This is a genomic window from Streptococcus oralis (genome assembly GCF_019929345.1).
Lineage (GTDB): Bacteria > Bacillota > Bacilli > Lactobacillales > Streptococcaceae > Streptococcus.
Genome location: NZ_JAHZPJ010000001.1, coordinates 313,698 through 330,490 on the forward strand (window position 1 = coordinate 313,698; position 16,793 = coordinate 330,490).

The window sequence follows — 16,793 nt, forward strand, 5'->3', positions numbered from 1 at the left end:
AGTCAGTACAATTTTTAATACGTTCCTTCTTCACCTTGACTGGTCAAGATAACAGGTCCATCTTTGGTAATAACGAACTGGTGTTCATATTGACAAGATAGGCCGCCATCTATAGTCTTATGAGCCCAGCCAGTCTTCATATCTGTATCAATTTCCCAGTCACCAGTATTGATCATGGGTTCAATGGTTAGTACCATTCCTTCACGGAGACGGAGTCCACGACCTGCAATACCGTAGTTAGGAACCATTGGCTCTTCGTGCATAGTTGGACCGACACCGTGACCAACCAAATCACGTACGACACCGTAACCGCGACTTTCGGCATATTCCTGAATGGCTGCACCGATATCACCGATACGATTGCCGACAACAGCTTGCTCAATCCCTATATACATAGCTTCCTTGGTTACGTCCATCAGGTTTTTCACTTCTTCAGATGGTGTACCAACCGCATAAGCCCAACATGAATCTGCTAGACCGCCAGTATAGTTTTGGGTGTATTTTTTCATTTGTTCAACATTGTTGAAGTTGAGTTTAGAGACATTGAGGTCTGATTTGGCAATAGGGCCTCCCAAAACCATATCAACCTTGAGCAAATCTCCATCTTTCAAGATGTAATGACGTGGAAAAGCATGAGCAACTTCGTCATTGAGAGAGCAACAAGTGGCATAGGGATAATCCATGACTGCGCCATCCACGCCAATCTGTAGAGGAAGGAAATTTTCCTCTTTACAACGTCGACGAACGTACTCTTCAACTTCCCACATATCCACGCCTGGCTTAATCAAATCACGTAAGCCGATATGGATACTTGCTAGGAAATCACCAGCCTTGTCCATGGCTTCGATTTCACGTGCTGATTTTAAAGTTATCATTTTTTCTCCTAGATTCTAATTGATTTTAACTGTAACGTTTGCTTTTGATACAATCTGATGACCATGATAAATATCATAATCAATAATAGCCGAACGTCTCGTGTGGTGAATAATACGTGCCTGAATCCGCAAAGTATCATCTATCTGAACAGCTTGTAAGAAGTAAATTAGCATCTGCTCAATGATTAAATTGCGTCTGCTATTTGCCACCAAATCCTGTGTCATGTGGGTTAAAATTTCAGCAAGAACACCATTTGCCAAAACTCCGTTTTTCTCAAGCATAAAGGGCTCAACTGTAATCACAACTTCGTCGTGATGATAAGACAACTTTTGCCCGATTTGCTCTGAAAAAGTCGGCAAAGCCGAAACCTGAGAGCGACTCATCTTATCCATGACATCTCGTCTTGTAATCACCCCGAGCAAAGTTTGATTGCTTCTCACTACCGGAACCATCTCAAAGTCTTCTGCTATCATCCGTTGACTGACATTGGCAATATTGGTCGCTAATCCTGTCACGAAAATGCTGCGCGTCATCACCTTATCAATCGTCGTGCTAGGGGATTTGTCCCCCGCATCACGCATGGTAACAACCCCCACAACCACTTGGTGCTGATTAATGACTGGGAAACGACTACTTCTGTTCTTACGGACCAAGTCTAGATAGTCTTTTACTGTATCCGTTTCTCTCAAAAAACCATACTCATGACTAGGACGATAGAGCTTTTCAACTGTTAAAATATCTGTCTTAATCTGCACATTTGACAAGGCTCTGTTGATCATGGTCGCAACTGTAAAGGTATCATGCTTGCTTCGTAAAACAGGAATTCCTTTCTGATTAGCAAGTTTCAGTACATCCTCGTGCACATGAAATCCACCGGTTACGAGGACCGCATTTTCATTTTCCAAAGCCAGAAGTTGAATACGAGTACGGTCTCCGACGATTAATAAACCACCATCATTCAGATAGGACAAGATATTCTGCTCTGTCATAGCCCCAATGGAGAATTTGCTAAACTCTCTCTCAAGCCCTTCCTGACCAGCTAAAACTTCAGAGGAGGTGACTTCAGCAATTTCAGCATAGGTTAGTCTCTCAATAGCCACTTTCTGAGATTTAACACGAATGGTTCCACTACGAGGACGGGTTTCTACAATTCCACGATTTTCAGCTTCTTTGATAGCTCGGTAGGCTGTTCCATCACTAACACCTAGGTGATTGGAAATGCTACGAACGCTGACACGTTTTCCTATTGGCAACTCTTCCAGATAACTTAAGATTTCCTGGTGTTTACTCATTGAATTCTCCTTTTATGTATCGAAATTCAAGATAGTCCCTCATTTTTCGTGTATAGCGATCGCTCCCCTTAAACTGTCGTACGAGGCTAAAGCCCGATTTTAAGGCTACTTTTTGACTAGCTTGATTCTCCAGATGGGTGATGATGGATAATTGTTTTAAACCAAATTCTTCAAAAGAAAGTTGACAAAGCCTGGTAACAGCCTCTGTCATAAAACCTTGTGACCAAGAATCCTTCCTTAAGAAATATCCAATTTCTGCTTCTTTTTTGATTTCATCAATCTTTTCAAATTTAATGGAGCCAATCATTTCCTGATTGTCTTGCTTACAGATTGCCCAAACACCTAGAGGATTCTTCATAAAATAGTTAGCAAGTGCGTACTGACTTTCTTCCAAACTTGCTTGACTGGGAAAAATAAACTGCAGATTCTCAGGGTTTGAAGCAATATCGTAAAACGCTTGACTGTCACTAAAAAAGAAAGGACGCAAATACAAGCGCTCCGTTTCAAAGAAAGAAAACATTGCTAATTTGGTCCAAATATTCATAATCACCTCAACGGTTTAGTCTTCGACGAGTGTAATATCCGCTCCAAGACTACGTAATTTTTCAATAATATCTGAGTAGCCACGAAGGATAAACTCAATATTTGTAATTTCAGTCTGGCCTTGAGCCATCAAACCAGCGATGACAAGTGCAGCACCAGCACGAAGATCTGTAGCTTTCACCTTGGCACCATGTAGAGTTCGCCCACCAGTGTAGAAAATATGGTCATTTGTAGTCGTAATATCCGCATCCATTTTTGCTAACTCAAAAACATGATTGACACGTTTTTCGTAAATGGTATCAATAATGGTACCACGACCTTGGGCAGTTAGTAAAAGTGGTGTGATTGGTTGTTGCAAATCGGTTGCAAACCCTGGATAGGGAGCTGTTTTGATATTAATAGCCTTCAAATCAGACTGTTCTTCAACGAAGATACTATCCTCAGAGACTGTCATGCGAACGCCCATTTCTTCTAGTTTAGCGATAAAGCCTTCTAAGTGTTCATAGAGAACGTTGTTAATACGAATTCCTTTACCAACCGCTGCAGCAAGTGAAATATAGGTTCCAGCTTCGATACGGTCTGGAATAACTTGATGACGTGTTCCATGAAGTTTCTCAACACCATCAATAATGATAATATCAGTCCCCGCGCCACGAATGTGGGCTCCCATGTTGTTCAAAAGGGTAGCAACATCGATAATTTCCGGTTCACGAGCCGCATTTTCAATGACAGTACGTCCCTTAGCTTTTACTGCAGCAATCATGGTGTTAATCGTTGCACCAACGCTGACGGTATCCATGTAAATACTTGCGCCATGAAGCCCCGTACCTTGGGCAGATAAATTCATATTATCTCCCTCATAGCTGACCTTAGCACCCATGGCTTCAAAAGCTTTTAAGTGAAGGTCAATCGGACGAGGTCCCAAATCACATCCACCAGGAAGTCCAACTGTAGCTTCACCAAAGCGACCTAACAGACTTCCATAGAAATAATAAGATGCACGAAGGCTATTGATCTTGCCATAAGGCATAGGAATATTTTGAACGCCTCTAGGATCAATCTCCAAAACATCATCGTAGCGTTTTACTTTCGCTCCCATGATTTCCATAATTTCGACAAGACTAGCAACGTCTGAAATATCTGGGACACAATCCAAGGTGACGATATCATCTGCCAGTATAATAGCAGGAATTAATGCTACAACACTATTTTTAGCACCACTAATGGTGATCTCACCTTGCAATGGAAGTCCACCATTTATGACAATTTTTCTCATGTTATACTCTTTCAAAATTTACTAAAAAGGTCTTTACATTCTATTATACCATAGTTCTCTTATTTTTCCCATTCCTGTTCATTAAAATTAGTCTTCATTTTATCTTCTATAGTCCATTCTGCAATAACCACTTCTCAAACGAATAGTGATATTACATGTCAAACACCTTTCTTTTATTGTATCATTACATCACATTTCTGTTATTAATTCACTTCCATTTGACAAAAAATCTTCTCGCTCTATTTAAAATGAAGGTCTATCCTTAAGTCAGTTGGAAGATTCAATTTTAAAGGCTGAGTATCTAACCTCATCATAAAATTTTCACAGATTCTTAAAACTTAATTTTTTTTTAATCTAATAAGTTAATCTATTCTAAAGCTCGGATCTCTTAAGCTCTGCACACTGGCATTGATAATTGCTCCGATAATCAAAATCTTTGCAATAAGAATAAACCAGAACATCATGACTACCACGATGATGGAACTGAAAAAACGGACATCCACTAGGTGATTGACATAGTTGTTAAAATAAACAGAAAAGATATTCAATAAAAAGATAAGAGTCAGCAAGACAAAGACACTTCCTGGTAAAACATAGCGAATTCGTGGTGCTTTTACTTTTGGAAGGAAATAGTAAATCATGACTAGAATGGCAAAGATCAAGGCATAGACAAGAGGGCCTGTAAAGTCTTGCAGGTAAGAGAACAGCGGACTGTCTGATTGCCAGTAGGTTTTGAGGAGGTTGAGCAACATACGACCAAACATACTCAAAAACAAGGCCAAGGCAAAAAGAATCTGCAAGCCGAGGCTAACAAGCAAACTCATCAACTGATGGGAGATAATTCCTCGACTTTTGGTCACCCCATAGGCTTTATTAAAGGCTTTTTGAAGGAAATCCATTGATTTCGAAAAGGTCCAGAGGGCAGATAAAACAGCAAAACTCAGCAAACCAGTCGATGGTTGAGTCAGAACTTCTCGGACAATCTTGGCGACCACATCATACACTGTATCAGGTAAAAATTCCTTGATTGTCAGTAAGAAATTTGAGACCGGAATCTGAAAATAAGGCAAAATATTGACCATTATCATTAGCAAAGGAAAGATTGAAATCAACCAATAGTAGGCAACCGCAACACTGGTCAACTCGCTATCAGATGCTTGATAATAATGCAAAAAAGCTTTCAATAAGGGCCTGTCCATCAGCTCTTTCCACCACTTTTTCATGTTCCATCCTCCGTCATTTTCTTCATCATCTAAGTTCTTCTGATTAAATCTAGCATATCATAAGGTAAAGTATTTGCGGCCTCTTTCAGAGAATAATTCTCTAAGTTATTCACATTTTGGCGTAATTTTTTGGCATACTTGGCTGTTATCAGTTTAGCTTCTTCGTATTCAAAGATTGTCTTACGTTCGAGATAGTAGCCTCGTAGCATTTCATCGATATTGTTTGGCTTGATGCGATTGATAACCCGCTCAACAAAGGCACCACTTCCGATAATGGCCGTCTCGCGTAGACGAGACTCTTGCATAAAGCTAATCAGAGAACTCTTGTAAACCCCTTTGAGGTTTTCCAAACTCTCGATAATCAGCTCTGTATTTTCCAAATACAACTCTGAAATCTGATCATAGTCAACTGCTAGTAGTTTACGAGATTCTTCATTCATCCAACTACGGAAAGTTTTGCCAAAGGTAAACATTTCATGGAGTAGAAAGCGCAGTATCCGTAAAGAAACTAGGAAGTAATAAGTCACTCTAGAAGCGAAATTCCGATTGATACTCTGCTCCATGTTTTTTAGGTAACGTTGGTAAACTCGATAGCCACGCTCACTGATTCTATTTTCTTCGTAGGCTTGCTCCAAACCGTCACTCTCAATACTCAAGATAAGAAGCTTGAGGGACTCCCAGTCCTCTTGGACTCTCTTATTTTCCAGACTAAGGATGAGGTTTTCAATCCGACCATGATAATTATCAATAGCTGCATAAAGAGGAAGTTTATTCTTGTGATGGTCCAGTTCTTTTTCTAATTCTGCAGCTACATCATTCAAAATCGCAATATGCATCAAATGATCCTTGCTTTCCTCTTGTTCCTCAGATAAGTGAGGGAGGACTAATAAACCTGTTAAAAAACTTAACAATGTAACGCCTGCTACTAGGAAGAGTAACAGAGGATATTCCTGCTCCAAATGACTTGGTATGAGGAGAATAGTCGCGATAGATACTGTCCCTTTGACACCAGAGAAGGTCAAAAGAAGCATATCTTTCATGTACTTATGAATTTTTTTCTTAAGTCGACGCGTCCTCACAAAGTAAAAACCAGCAATCATGACAAAGCGGATCGCAAAGAGCAAGAAGGTCAGCACGACAACTGAAAGCAGTAAAAGAAGGGGATTGTAGAGAGAATTAGACAAAATTGGCTCCGCTATCAACTCTAATTCCATTCCCAAGAGAACAAAGACTGATCCGTTTAGCATAAAGGTCACGGTGTGCCAAACGGTCTCCGTCACGGTGTCCACCTGAGCCTCAAGGAGCGTAATTTTCTTAAAGCGACTGGCCTTCAAAATACCTGCAACCACTACTGCGATAATCCCTGAAACATGAAACTCTTCTGCGATAAAAAAGGTCATGAGTGGCAAACTTAGCTCTAGCAATAGTTCACTGGCTATATCTATCGCTCTTACACTCAGTAGAAATGTATGCAAGAAACGATTGACCATAGCCGTTACAAAACCAACTATAAAGCCACCCAGAATAGAGAGAACCAAGGACTTTCCAGCCTGACCAATAGAAAAAGTTCCTGTTGTCCAAGCAGCAAGAGCCATCTGAAAGGCAACCAAACCAGAAGCGTCATTCAAGAGTCCTTCCCCTTTTAGGATATTAGAAACCCGTTTGGGAAAACGAAAACGTTCAGACAGAGATGCAAAGGCAACCAAATCTGTTGGGCCAAGTGCCGCTCCAACTGCTAAACAGGCAGCTAAAGGAAGAGTCATCCAAAGGAAGTGAGCCATGCCCCCCAAGCTTAAAGTCGAGATAAAAATCACAGGGAAAATCAGAAAGACGACAATCCGCCAATGCTTCAAAATGGACGTAATATCCGCTTCTTCTGCCTCTCGGAAAAGTAAGGGGCCAATAACCATGGCCAGAAACAGCTCTGTATTGAGATGAAAATCCGCATCAGGAACAAATAAGCCAATCCCAATCCCCAAAAGGATTTGTACAAGAGGAAGGGGCAAAAAAGGGAGAAGTTTATTGGTCGTAGTTGAAATGATTAAGACAAATAAAAATAGAATCAAGTAAATGAGTAATTCCATACAATTCCTCCTTAATCTTTTTTACAACAAGATTCAAAAATCTCCTTTTGCTCTTGGATTTTCTGATCAATCTTAGAACAGTCTTTGTGCTCAATTTTTTTCTGGCACCGTTCCATTTCAAGAGCCACTAATTTTTTCTTAATTTTAAGCATTTTCTTGCTCATATGTGCTTCGTCGAGCACCCCGACTGCTCGCTCGTGATGCGTTGACTCAACAAAATTTTGGCGCATTGCCTCTAACTTCTCACGTAGGTATTGCTTATCCATGTCTATATCTTTCTAATTTCTCAATCATAACTAAAAACGGTGGATTGTTAACTTGGTTGAGAGTCCGATAAATGGCAGCTGTATACTCTTGTTGGTTCAACTGGCTAACAAAATCCAATACAGCATCCCTCTCAGTATCTCCTCCTTCATGACCATAGTAGATCATGATAGCAATCCGTCCCCCCTTGACAAGCAAATGGCACAGCTTCTCTAATGCTTCGATAGTAGTCTGAGGTTGGGTGATGACGGATTTGTCAGCAGAAGGCAGATAACCCAGATTAAAAATCCCTGCCTTAGCTTCTGTCACAAACTGGTCTAGTGTCTCATGACCTTGCAAGATTAACTGGACATTTGTCATTCCAGCCTGATCCAAACGCTCTTGGGTTTTCTCCAAAGCCTGCTCCTGGATATCAAAGGCATAGACTTGCTTGGCTAACTTGGCTAGAAAAAGGGTATCATGGCCATTGCCCATGGTCGCATCCACTACGATATCATCCTGAGTCACAACTTCCGCCAAAAAATCATGTGCCATCTCAAGTGGTCTTTTCATTTTTAAACTCCTGTTTTACAGCCTTGCATCCTTGCACACTTCCGCGGCGTTGCATCTCATTCTCTATGCTATTCAAAACTTCCCATTTATTGAGGCTCCACATGGGACCAATCAGCATATCTCTAGGTGCATCTCCTGTGATTCGATGGATGACGATATGCTTGGGGATGATTTCCAGTTGATCACAAATGACCTTGACATACTCATCCTGACTCATCAGTTGCAAGCGTCCCTCATGGTAATCTCGCTGCATCCGTGTATTGGTCATGAGGTGAAGCAAGTGCAGTTTAATTCCTTGAATATCATTATCTGTGACACAGCGACGAACATTTTCAACCATCATCTCATGAGTTTCCCCAGGCAGCCCGTTGATCAAATGGGAAACAATCTCAATCTTGGGATATTTCCTCAAGCGCTTGACCGTTTCCACGTACAATTCATAAGAATGGGCACGGTTAATCAGGTCAGAGGTTGCTTCATAAGTGGTCTGCAGGCCCAATTCTACCGTCACATGCATACGCTCCGACAACTCAGCCAAATATTCGATGGTTTCATCGGGTAAACAGTCTGGCCGTGTTCCGATATTGATCCCTACTACACCTGGCTCGTTGATAGCCTGCTCATATCGCTCCCGAATCACTTCCACCTTTTCATGGGTGTTGGTAAAGTTTTGGAAATAAACTAGATACTTTTTAACGTCTGGCCACTTACGGTGCATAAAGTCAATTTCCTTATAAAATTGCTCACGGATAGGGGCATCCGGTGCCACGATGGCATCTCCAGAACCAGAAACCGTACAAAAGGTACAGCCCCCATGAGCCACAGTTCCATCGCGATTTGGACAGTCAAACCCCGCATCGATAGGAACTTTAAAAGTCTTTTCTCCAAAAAGTTTTCGATAATAATCATTCAAGGTATTGTAAGATTTCATAACTTTCATTATAACAAAAAACACCCACAATCTCAAAAGCTTGACTTTCCTATAAATTCCCTTGTTTCCCATTTCCTTTAGCGTTTTTTTATGATACAATATGGGTATGATTTTAATGAAAATAGCAGCTACTTTATTGTTGGTATTAACCCTCGTGGTCTCCATCATTGTAACAAAACTTTTTAAAGTGAAAAAAATAGGACTGAACTTTGCGGATCTAGCTTTTCCACTTTTGGTATTTGAGTATTACCTTATCACTGCCAAAGCCTTTACCCACAACTTTTTACCGCGACTTGGTGTTGCACTTTCTCTCCTAGCCATCCTCCTTGTAGTCTTTTTCCTCGTCAAAAAACGAAGCTTTTACTACCCTAAATTTATCAAATTCTTCTGGAGAGCCGGTTTTCTCCTAACCTTAGTTCTCTATATCGCTATGATTATAGAGTTAATCTTGCTAACATGATTTCTCAAATCTCATTATCCTACTCCTCGTATAGCTACTAGGAAATTATTTCCCTAGTGGCCGTGCGGGGAATTTTCGTATATTCCCAAAAGAATAACAGCTGCCTCCTCGTCCATTTATGAAGCCTTTCAAATAAAATAATCCTAAAAACTCTTCTCGTTTCTTCACACAAAAAAGAGAGGACCATCATCCTCTCTAAAATCCATTTTGCAGCCAATATAAGGTATCTTACAATTAAAAGATAGCTCTATATTGCTCCAAACTAGCCTGATTAGCAGCCTGTTTCTGTCTAGTAAGTGCTGCTTCCATCTCTGATGAGTGGGCAAGGACACTTTGAATCTTATCCACCATGCCTGAAACATTTTCTGGCGCGTAAATGTGATCATCCGCAATAAATCGACGACTATGACAAGTATTTGTGAAACTGAGAATCAGCATGTTGTTCTCAAAAGCTGTGCGACAAGCATTGAGGATTTCATCGCTGATATTGATATCTAGATACAAGTCACATCTCTCAAAAAGCTCTGCAACCTTGCCCGGACGAATATTTGGATAGAGCGAAACATTTACGAAATGATTTAGTTCCATTAGATGGCTGGACATTTCTGTAATCGCTCCAATATGAAAATGAACATTTGGTAACTTGGTCACAAGCTCTTCAATCTTCTCAAGCTGATCGCTATTGGTCAAAATCAGAGCTTCCGGATTCATGTTATTAAGGCGTTGGTAATCATAAATATAACCAAGATTGTGGAAATAACTTTTTTCTTCAGGAGCCACCAAGTTTTGAATTTTTTCATATACCTGCTTGTCTTGGACAACAATACGAACATTTCGATCATTCAGCTTCATAGCCGCTACCATATTACCTGGTAACTCTTCTCCGATAGGCTCTTGCCAGAAAAGAACATCCTCTGCACGACCATTTTTAGGAGAAAGAGAATAGGCCACCAAGAAGGGGGTTGCTAGCGAATTATAAATAATACGATCTGTATCATATCCACGATATTGCAAATAAAAGATGACAAATTCTTGTTTGGATTTAAAAATATGACGCTTGCCCTCCAGTGTCAGGATGATATCACCAGTCAGATGATTCTCCATAATGACCACGACATTGCTCTGGTCAAAATAACGAGTATGGGTCGGACGTTGTGTCTGGTCGTAGGTTATTTGTGCAAAAAGCCGTCCTTTACGATTGTAGATATCTGCTGCTCGAACCTGCCCCTCTGTATCCAGCCATTCGACAGCCCGAACACGTCTTTCATGTGTCGGTTGGCGATAGAAAATATTGGCACGCTTCTTGCCCATATCCAAGATTTCGCCATTTACATTGCTGGAGCGAATCTCCCATAGGTGCGGTTTAGGGACAAGATTAAAATAAATCGGCCGGCCTTCTGGTGTATCCAAATCTCCCGTGAAATAACTGTAAGGAGACTCGACATCTGGTGAAAGATAGCCATCGTCTTGTACAACAACAACAGGACAATCAAGTCCTGTTGCTTTTAATGAACGTAACAAATCAAAACTTGCTTGATCATAGCGGTCAAACAAACAAATCATAGTGGTTATGCCTTTCTTTCTGAATCCTACTTAGTTGGTCTGAGCCGATTGGACAAGATCAGACCAGCGCTGGGCAATATGCTCATCAAGGTAAGGCTCAGCTACCTCATAGGATACACGGGACAAATCTTCCTGAGAATGTTGAGTTAATAGCTGAACAATCTTTTCTGCGTACTCTGTCGTCATGGCCTCTAGATCATCTGGACGAGCCTTAGGAATCAGGTAGCCATTTTCTCCATCGCGGATAAAGGTCGGATTACCATAACGAACATCAAAGCCAATGATGGGCAGGCCAGAACCTACTGCTTCCAACAGAGTCAGACCAAAACCTTCACTTGTAGATGCCGTTAGATAAGCGGAATAATTTTTGTAAATATCCGCCATATGATGATGCCCCATCAGTCGAATATACTCTTCTGCTTGCAGATCCGCAATCAGCTTCCGCAGCATAGCTTCCTCACCACCGGTGCCATAAATATCAAAGGTGATTTCCGGTAATTGCTCATGCGCCTTCACTACAGAGTGAATCAGCCAATCGATATGCTTTTCACTGGCCAAACGAGAAGCTGTCATCAAACCAAAAGGTTTACGCTGACCTTCTGGTTGACGCAGCTGATCCAAGCTGCCCACAGGAATAGTTAAAATATTCTTCGGTTTGATGTCGGTATACTGAGCAAACTGCTCTTTCAGCAGCTCTGTTTGAGCATCCGTCGAGTTGATGATGTAGTCCACTTCTTCTGCGTATTCAAATTGATACTCGTAGTAATTATTCCATAAGATATACTCTTTTTCTGCGGGATTTTCACTGAAGTGGTCTGCATGAACGATGACAGCTAGTTTGGCAGCCCCCTTATTGGCGAAGATTGGCTGGCCAATATCTGTCTCTCGGTCTAGAATCAGTAAATCCTTGTCTGTTAACTTCAAACTTCTCATGAAATGAGCAACAAACTCCTGCTTGGAGTAGAAGACCTGATCTGGAAAACGATAAACTTGCGTTTCTTGCTTACCGTCTACTTCATCGATAATCTCTTCGTAAGCCACACTACCATCTTCATTGAGCCAAGTCCGTTGGTAAAGACGAGCCCGACCATCTACAGGACTATAGTATTCAATAAAGTTTTTGGTATAAGTATAATATTCTTTCTGAATGAGACAGCCACGCGAAACAATCTCTGCCCGCTCAATCAGTTCATTATCCATATCGCAAGAATAGCACGTTACGAAATCATTATCACCAAACATGACTCGAAAGGTCTTATTCTCAGGATTACGGACGATTTCTAGAGGTTCTCTATCAAAACTAGCTAAAACATGTGCTAGAGTATAGGTTGTTGGAGCAATTTTAACGTCTGTAAAATACTGATAGAGCCAAATAACCTCCGAATCCTCAAAGCCGATGTTCTTCGTCAAATGTTCAATATTATCGGCTGAAATAAAATCCATAAAGATGAATTTTGCATCTAAGCCCACGCTGCGAAGCAATTTTGCACGATAAATTTGTGCATACTCAACCCCGCTACTTGCCCAACCTATTCCTAAGTTGATGTTATATATCGTCATAAACCATATCCCTCTTATAAAAAGATATCCTCTTCAACTCTTGAAAGATGCTTGGTATTCTCCACTGCTTGTTCTTCTTTGCTATTGTCTTCCTTGATATTATCTTCTTTAACTATATCTTTGTCAGAAGATATAAAATAATTAACAGGAGTTGAGTTATCTGTACCTGTCTTGGCAACAATATTCTCAATTTTTACAACTTCGATTTGAGATACGGAAGTGTTTGGTGTCTCTTCTTTTTTCTCAAACAAGCTCTGGTTTTCTTGTTCATTAGGTGTAGCTTCGTTATCAACTTCAAAAGAGTCATCAATCGGAGTGATCACTTCACTCTCTTCATTTAAGTTTTCATCATCAAGAAAATCATCAACCTGATTTAGAAGATTTTTTATTTTTTCCCTTTGTAATTGATAAAGTCTTTCAGCTTCTATGCGTTTTTTTGTCAAGATATCAATCTCTTCCAGAATAGATTCGCGTATATCCAGATAGTCCTTTTGCGCTTTTTCTAAAACTTCTTTTGCTTCTTGCTCAGCGCTTTTGTGCGCTGAGATAATAAGTGATTTTGCATAAACAACAGCCTCACCTATCTCTTTTTCCTTTTCTCTCATAGAGTCTAGTTTTTTACGCAATGATTCAATTTTATCATTTTTTTTCTGAATCTCATTGTAAAAACCTTCCTCTAAAGATTCGATAGTATCGTCAACTTCTTTAGCACGATAATAACCGAACAATGTTTTTTTTAGCTTCATTTTACTCCCTCTATTCTTCGTTTATCTATATATACCTTGATACTCATTGTAGCATAAAATAGCACGTATTGCCATTATTTTCTAGCCTCTATTCCTAAATAACATTACTCAATGAGATACTTCATAATCCATTTTTTGTCAATAAATAATATCAACTAAATCAAACAAAATTTATAAAATAATATATATCAAAAATACGATGCTACTTTATATAGTTCAACTCAAACAAACGAATTAAAAGTAAACTAAAAAATTTAGCTCTGTGCAATTTAGAACTAAATTTTTTACTTAAAAGCTGTCTAACATTTTGGAAACGGTACACCAGGCGATTTCTTCTTGAGTACCTAGTATCGAAAAATCTCCACAAAAATAATAGAGTCTCTAAGTCTTTTAATACTAACTAGAGTATTCTTAGAGTGCCAAATCAACGATAATTAAAAATTTCTATCCTTTAGCCAAACTCCTCATTTCAATTTAGAAAGTGGAGGAGATTACCAATCAGCATATTGATTTTATATAATTGTGTCTTTACATGGTTATGTGAAATTAGAAATGGTGGCTTAGAGATAAATCTTTCAAAATCATTTCTATAAACAATGTTATAAAATGTTATAAAACAATTATTCCATCTCTTCCGAGAGAGATGGATTCCTCCTTTAAAAACTCAATGTTTGAGTCATAAGTTTCCACTACTCTTCTATAAATTGAATCATATAATCCTGTAATTTCAGACCTATTCTGTAACTTATTAAATACAAATTCATTCAAACCAACAGTATAGCCTTCAAAATCTACAAGATGATATTTTATACCATTTACAACTCTGACATGACTTTCTCCAGACTGTAAAAGTAACATGATGTTTTGATAGTATGCCTGTATTGCTAAATTAGCATCAAAATTATACACTAAATCACCCGTATATTTAGGGTCAATATCACAAAAATGTAACTCTCCTTTTTTAAAATAAGAACCTGTTATATGTCTCTCAAAGGTTGATATTGTATGTGAAGCATTAGAAGTTATAAAGTTAATTGAATTGATTGCATTTAGTTGTTTTTTTGCATTAGAAATGACATCTTTTCCTAATTTGCTTTTAACTGTCCCCTTCGCCTCAAGTAGAACAGGAGAATTGTTAGAACCATTTTTAAAACCAAAAAAATCAGGAATATTATTATAACCTTTGTATCGAGTTATGTTTGTAATAATTGGATCTTTTAAATGAAATAAATAAGGAATATTGTAATGTTTATCTGCAATGGCATACGCTGACAATATACCTATGAAATATGAAATTGCTGTTTTTATTGATGATTCAGAATTTGAAAAATCACTAGTAATATAAAATTTTCCATTATTTTCTGCTAAGGCCATTCGAACTAAATTCAAATAAAATCTGATTCCATTAAAACTAATTCTTTGCTTCCTAAATCTGCCTGCATTTATAAGATATCTAATAAAATCTTTTTTTGAATAATTTATAGTATTGTGACTTTTGACATTATTATGATAATCTTGAACACTTCTATAAAAATAAACATTAACCATAATTTAATATTCCTCAATGAAATTCACAAATACCCCCACAAATTTTTGTGGGGGTATTTGCAGGGGTCTTTCAATTAAAATGAAACCCTTTTTATCACCTTTTGCAAATACGAAAAGGCTTTAATACTAGACTTTCAGTCCTAAGCAACCGATAAACGATTATTTAAGAGTAACAATTTGCTAATCTTATTTTCTCCCAGTATTAGTGGGTTAATTCCTCCATTTTCAACTTTGGCAGGAATTTGGTAGGTAAATTGATAATCCAAGATTATCTAAACTGTCTGTAATCTCTTCTGAAATTGTTGAATCACCTGAATAATACCAGTGACTATATGTATTCAACGTGGTTGACTTATCAGCATGTCCTAATCGATATGAAACATATAAGGTATCCTTATGCAATACATTTATAAGGTAGGAAGCGTGACTATGTCTTAAACCTTTCCCCGTAATTTCTGGTACACCCGCAACTCTAGCATGCCTTTTTATTATCCTAGAAATTGTAGACTTACACAAGGGGGCACCAAAACGTGATATTACATAATCTTTATCATCATTCTTTATTTGAACTTCTCGCCATTTTTTAAGTATTGTAATCGTAAAATCATCTAAATCAATTTTACGATTCCCTGCTACTGTCTTTGTTTGTTGTTTAGCATACCATACACCGTTTTTGTCTTTCTCAATTGTCGAATGAACATGAATCCATTTACGTTCAAAATCAATATCTTCCCATTTAAGAGCAATACCCTCACTAACTCTTAAGCCAGTCATAAAATATAACCAGATTGTCATGTAATTATGGAGTCCCTCATACTCACTAATATCAAAAGAGTTTATTACCTTCTTAAATTCATCAAATGTCCAAAATTTTGTATCAGGGTGCTTTCCTCTAGGATTATCTAATCCTTTAAAAGGAACTCTATCAATATAACCCAATCTTTCTGCATAGCCCAGACACGCTTTAAATCTAGACCACATATTTTTAGCATAGTTACTAGAATACTTGTCTATAATAGCTAAGCGAAATCTTTCACAGTCAATAGTACTAATATCTGATAATTTTTTACTACCAAATTGCTTAATAAATAACTGATGATGTGGTAAAGCGGTCTGATAAGTTACAAATTGAACTTTTTGTTGATAATATTTTAAATAAATCTCTTCCATAAACTCTCTAAAAGTTAGAAAACTATTATTAATAGTAGAGTTCACAAATTCATGTTTTAAACGAAGTATCTCTTCATAAGCTTCCTTAAAAGAATTAAACGGTAGTCCCTGTTGATTTTTCCTTCCTTTCTTTTGAATTCTTTTCCCAGTTATTGGATCAACTCCTAATTCAATTTGAAAGTAAATTTTTCCTTTTGAATCTTTGTATACACCTTTATATTTCTTTGTCTTTGATATAACCATTTTTCTCACCTTCTATATCTGAAAAAGAAATACCAATTAAATTTTCTACAATATTTTTAGGAGCAATGCCTAACCTTTTATTATCGAAAGGTGAACAACCTAATTGTACCGCATTCTTATCATTTTTTCTAGCTTCTTCAAACTTTTTTACAGCAATTTTTTTTGCTTGTCTAATAATATTTCTCGATGTGTGCTCTGGAAAACCAATCGCAACTAAATCTTTATAGTTTACTGTTTCCATGATTTTACTACTTCCTTTCTTAGATTTTTTCACCTCCATGGCATGACTGATGAAGTCATCATAAGAATTTCACTTGCTGCTCTTTTACGGTGGCAGCCTGAACGGTCAGAAGTATCATTGTATATCATTTGTATCATGGCATATAAAGTATCGCTCTATTTTATTGATGGTTTTAATATCGCTCTTATCATGGCGAGCCATTCAAAACTGCTCCACAAATG

Annotated in this window: 16 protein-coding genes; 1 reads left to right on the forward strand and 15 read right to left on the reverse strand. The window is 38.3% G+C overall.

The genetic code is table 11. The annotated features are described in order from the left end of the window. Positions 1 to 14 precede the first annotated feature (14 nt). From K1I97_RS01630 to K1I97_RS01670, 9 genes are all read right to left on the reverse strand, one after another. Entirely contained in the window at positions 15 to 875 is an 861-nt protein-coding gene (locus K1I97_RS01630; protein ID WP_000631551.1) for a methionyl aminopeptidase, read from the reverse strand. Positions 876 to 890: 15 nt separating this feature from the next. Continuing rightward, positions 891 to 2,168: a CBS-HotDog domain-containing transcription factor SpxR gene (gene spxR / locus K1I97_RS01635; RefSeq protein WP_223330929.1), complete on the reverse strand. Its 1,278-nt coding sequence runs from the start codon at positions 2,166 to 2,168 to the stop codon at positions 891 to 893. Next, complete coding sequence (locus K1I97_RS01640) at positions 2,161 to 2,712, reverse strand: GNAT family N-acetyltransferase (protein WP_223330928.1); 552 nt, start codon at positions 2,710 to 2,712, stop codon at positions 2,161 to 2,163. The genes spxR and K1I97_RS01640 overlap by 8 nt, the downstream gene beginning before the upstream one ends. Positions 2,713 to 2,727: 15 nt before the next feature. After that, on the reverse strand, positions 2,728 to 3,987 hold the full coding sequence (locus K1I97_RS01645) for a UDP-N-acetylglucosamine 1-carboxyvinyltransferase (protein WP_223330927.1): 1,260 nt from the start codon (positions 3,985 to 3,987) through the stop codon (positions 2,728 to 2,730). Between the two features lie 362 nt (positions 3,988 to 4,349). Next, a complete protein-coding gene (locus K1I97_RS01650; protein ID WP_223330926.1) occupies positions 4,350 to 5,210 on the reverse strand; it encodes a YihY/virulence factor BrkB family protein in 861 nt (286 codons plus the stop codon). Positions 5,211 to 5,239: 29 nt separating this feature from the next. Further along, the gene (locus tag K1I97_RS01655; RefSeq protein ID WP_223330925.1) at positions 5,240 to 7,294 is read right to left on the reverse strand and encodes a cation:proton antiporter; all 2,055 of its coding nucleotides are present in this window, start codon (positions 7,292 to 7,294) and stop codon (positions 5,240 to 5,242) included. Between the two features lie 11 nt (positions 7,295 to 7,305). Next, positions 7,306 to 7,560 carry a hypothetical protein gene (locus K1I97_RS01660; RefSeq protein ID WP_000361094.1) on the reverse strand — a complete coding sequence of 85 codons (255 nt, stop codon included), beginning with the start codon at positions 7,558 to 7,560 and terminating at the stop codon, positions 7,306 to 7,308. Further along, positions 7,553 to 8,110, reverse strand: a complete 558-nt coding sequence (locus K1I97_RS01665) for a tRNA (mnm(5)s(2)U34)-methyltransferase (protein WP_223330924.1) — start codon at positions 8,108 to 8,110, stop codon at positions 7,553 to 7,555. The genes K1I97_RS01660 and K1I97_RS01665 overlap by 8 nt, the downstream gene beginning before the upstream one ends. After that, positions 8,094 to 9,050, reverse strand: coding sequence for a TIGR01212 family radical SAM protein (locus tag K1I97_RS01670; RefSeq protein ID WP_223330923.1), 957 nt, complete (start codon positions 9,048 to 9,050; stop codon positions 8,094 to 8,096). Before K1I97_RS01670 ends, K1I97_RS01665 begins: the two co-directional genes overlap by 17 nt. Positions 9,051 to 9,141: 91 nt before the next feature. On the opposite strand from K1I97_RS01670, the gene K1I97_RS01675 reads away from it, so the two are divergent. After that, the gene (locus tag K1I97_RS01675) at positions 9,142 to 9,501 is read left to right on the forward strand and encodes a DUF3397 domain-containing protein (protein ID WP_223330922.1); all 360 of its coding nucleotides are present in this window, start codon (positions 9,142 to 9,144) and stop codon (positions 9,499 to 9,501) included. 234 nt (positions 9,502 to 9,735) lie between these two features. Here the strand turns inward: K1I97_RS01675 and gtfB are convergent, their stop codons facing one another. The 6 genes from gtfB to K1I97_RS01705 all read right to left on the reverse strand — a co-directional run bounded on the left by gtfB (position 9,736) and on the right by K1I97_RS01705 (position 16,572). Continuing rightward, positions 9,736 to 11,064, reverse strand: coding sequence for an accessory Sec system glycosylation chaperone GtfB (gene gtfB, locus K1I97_RS01680; protein ID WP_223330921.1), 1,329 nt, complete (start codon positions 11,062 to 11,064; stop codon positions 9,736 to 9,738). Between the two features lie 30 nt (positions 11,065 to 11,094). Then, positions 11,095 to 12,624: an accessory Sec system glycosyltransferase GtfA gene (gene gtfA, locus K1I97_RS01685; RefSeq protein ID WP_223330920.1), complete on the reverse strand. Its 1,530-nt coding sequence runs from the start codon at positions 12,622 to 12,624 to the stop codon at positions 11,095 to 11,097. A gap of 14 nt (positions 12,625 to 12,638) precedes the next feature. Beyond that, positions 12,639 to 13,370: a hypothetical protein gene (locus K1I97_RS01690; RefSeq protein WP_223330919.1), complete on the reverse strand. Its 732-nt coding sequence runs from the start codon at positions 13,368 to 13,370 to the stop codon at positions 12,639 to 12,641. 609 nt (positions 13,371 to 13,979) lie between these two features. Further along, the gene (locus K1I97_RS01695) at positions 13,980 to 14,918 is read right to left on the reverse strand and encodes a hypothetical protein (protein ID WP_223330918.1); all 939 of its coding nucleotides are present in this window, start codon (positions 14,916 to 14,918) and stop codon (positions 13,980 to 13,982) included. 225 nt (positions 14,919 to 15,143) lie between these two features. Beyond that, positions 15,144 to 16,331: a tyrosine-type recombinase/integrase gene (locus tag K1I97_RS01700; RefSeq protein WP_048773378.1), complete on the reverse strand. Its 1,188-nt coding sequence runs from the start codon at positions 16,329 to 16,331 to the stop codon at positions 15,144 to 15,146. Further along, positions 16,303 to 16,572 (reverse strand): DUF3173 family protein, encoded by a 270-nt coding sequence (locus K1I97_RS01705; protein ID WP_000450956.1) that lies wholly within the window; start codon positions 16,570 to 16,572, stop codon positions 16,303 to 16,305. The genes K1I97_RS01700 and K1I97_RS01705 overlap by 29 nt, the downstream gene beginning before the upstream one ends. Between the last annotated feature and the right edge of the window lie 221 nt (positions 16,573 to 16,793).